The 2831-nt window shown below is 52.2% G+C and carries 1 protein-coding gene and 1 pseudogene; both read left to right on the top strand.

The window, feature by feature from the left end; translation table 11 throughout:
• Positions 1-505: pseudogene (locus ACWA6V_RS20230) on the top strand (threonine ammonia-lyase, biosynthetic); the annotation flags it as partial.
• Positions 506-751: 246 nt separating this feature from the next.
• The coding region (locus tag ACWA6V_RS20225) for a family 20 glycosylhydrolase (protein WP_449524183.1) at positions 752-2831 on the top strand (2080 nt) is incomplete at its 3' end.

The following is a 2831-nucleotide window of genomic DNA, read 5'->3' as shown; positions in this document are numbered from 1 at the left end:
GCGCCCCGGAGCCTACAAAGAATTTTGCAAAGCGCTGGGTAAACGCAATATCACCGAATTTAATTACCGCTATGCCGATGCCAAAGACGCCAAGATTTTTGTCGGCGTACAAGTGGCGGCGGGTGGTAATGATCGCGCGGATTTGGTGAGCGAACTAAAAGCGCAGGGTTATGACCTGGTGGATATGACTGAAAACGAGTTGGCGAAATTGCATATCCGCCATCTGGTGGGCGGCCACGCACCGCAAGCGACAGACGAAGTGCTCTACCGCTTTGAATTCCCCGAGCGCCCGGGTGCACTTATGACTTTCCTCAACAAGGTCGCTGGCCGCTGGAATATCTCCCTGTTCCACTACCGCAACCACGGCTCGGCGTCAGCGCGCGTGCTGGTCGGCATGCAGGTGCCGAAAAAAGAATACGCGGAACTGAAAGTGTTTTTGAACGAGCTGAATTATCCCTATTGGGATGAAACCAAAAACGAGGCTTACAAGTTCTTTTTGGGCTGATCGCAGCTACAGTTTTGTTATTGCTGGTTCGATACAAAGGGTGCTTCGGCGCCCTTTGTTGTTTTGGTCGTGCAGCGTTTTGGCTATCCCCATCTATCCTTAATCCATTCGTCCAAAGGGTTAATTTATGTTCAGGAACTGGCATAAACGGTTTTTTGGTGTAATCTGGACAACGTTGTCAGAAAGATCTAGTGCCATAAAATTAAAAGTGCCCTATCAATCAACTTAAAGGCTGGAGCATCCATAATGAAATCTGCAGGTCAACATATAGCCGCGCGTTTGGGCGCATTGACGCTGGCGCTGGGGCTTGCCCAGGGCGCCTTCGCCGCTAACCTCAGCCAACAACAACTCAATGATTTTGCGGGCAAAGCCCAGCTGCGTTTTGCGGTGGTGAACAATCTGGCGGCCAAGCCGCAAGCGAAATTGACGCTGACCAATGATTCTGGAATAGCCTTGCCTGCGGGGCAGGGTGACTGGCGAATTTATTTTCATTCCGTGCGCAAACTGGATGCAACGGTAATTGAAGGTTTGAGCCTGCGCCATGTGCAAGGTGACCTGCATGAGTTGGCGCCAACCGCCGGATTTAAAGGCCTTGCGGTGGGCGCAAGCCTGGCTGTGTCCTATACCGCCAGTGCGCATATGGTGAGTTATACCGATTTTATGCCGCGCGCATTTATCGCCCAGCAGGGGGCTGATGCAGTGGTATTCGCCAATACTGATACTGAAAACCTCAAAGAATTTGTCGAGCCTTTTACCAAAGCCGAACAGCTGCAGCGCTTTTCGCCCGACCTCTATCCCATCGCCACTGCTGCCACCCGCTATCAGGATAATCTCGCCGTCAACCAGGCTGCCGCCAAGCTGGATGCCAGCCCCAAAATTATCCCAACGCCCGCCGAGGTGAAATATCGCAAAGGCACTGCGACGCTCGATAGCAGTTGGCAAATTCGTTACGCCGGGCGTTTAACCAGTGAGGCAAAATATTTTGCCGATCAATTAAAAACAGCGGGTGTAACACTGACCTCTGCTGCTGATCATGTCGCAGCAACAGGCAAAGTGATTGAGTTGAAAGTTGATAGCGCAAACGCAACAGCAGAAGCCTACACACTTGATATCGCCGCCGACAAAATTACCATCATCGGCAGCGATAACGCCGGCGCTTTCTACGGCATCCAAAGTGTGCTGAGCTTATTGCCCGCGCAAACTGCCAATAGTCACGCGCTGCCGCAACTGAGTGCGAAAGATGCACCGCGTTACAGCTGGCGCGGCATGCAATATGACATGGGGCGCAACTTCCACGGCAAGGAGGTAACACTGCGTTTGATCGAACAGATGGCGCGTTACAAACTCAATAAATTGCATTTGCATTTAACCGAGCATGAAGGCTGGCGCTTGGAGATTCCCGGCCTGCCAGAGTTGACTGAAGTCGGCGCCAAGCGCTGTTTTGATCTCACCGAACAGACTTGTTTGCTCACCCAATTAGGCACTGGCCCGCATGCATCGGGTTCGGGCAATGGCTATTACAGCACCACCGATTTTATCGAGATTATCAAATTCGCCAGCGCCCGCCACATTGAAGTAGTACCGGAAATCGACATGCCCGGCCACGCGCGCGCAGCGGTGAAGTCCATGGAAGCGCGCTACAAAAAATTGCTGAAGGCCGGTAAAAAAGCCGAAGCCGAACAGTATTTGTTATCCGATCCATTGGATAAATCCCAATACATCACCGTGCAAAGTTACACCGACAACTCCATCAACGTCTGCCTGCCATCGACCTACGCGTTTGTCGATAAAGTGATTTACGAATTGCAGCAGATGTACCGCAAAGCCGGCACCAAGCTCGTTACTTTCCACATGGGCGGCGATGAAGTGGGCGCAGGATCATGGACCGCATCGCCTGCCTGTAACGCACTCTTTACTAAAGGCGAGCAGGGCGTTGCTGGCCCGGCCGATTTGAAGCCTTACTTTGTTAGCAAAGTTTCTGCGATCACATCGGCGCGCGGTTTGGATTTGGCGGGTTGGGAAGATGGTTTGATGTACGACCCGGTCAACACCTTTAACCGCAGCCAATTTGCCAACAAACATGTGCTCGCCAATGCCTGGGATAACATTTGGGAGTGGGGCGTTGCCGACCGCGCCTACCGTTTGGCGAATGCCGGTTATGAACCGATTTTATCGCCCGCCACCCATTTGTATTTCGATCATCCCCATGAAGTGAATCCGGAAGAGCGCGGCTATTATTGGGCAGCGCGCTACACAGATACCGCAAAAGTATTTGGTTTTATGCCGGATAATCTCTACGCCAATGCCGATAAAACCCGCAACGGTG

It is taken from the genome of Cellvibrio sp. (assembly GCF_053579595.1).
The sequence above is the reverse complement of the archived record's forward strand: the minus strand, read 5'-3'. Positions and strand labels throughout refer to the sequence as shown.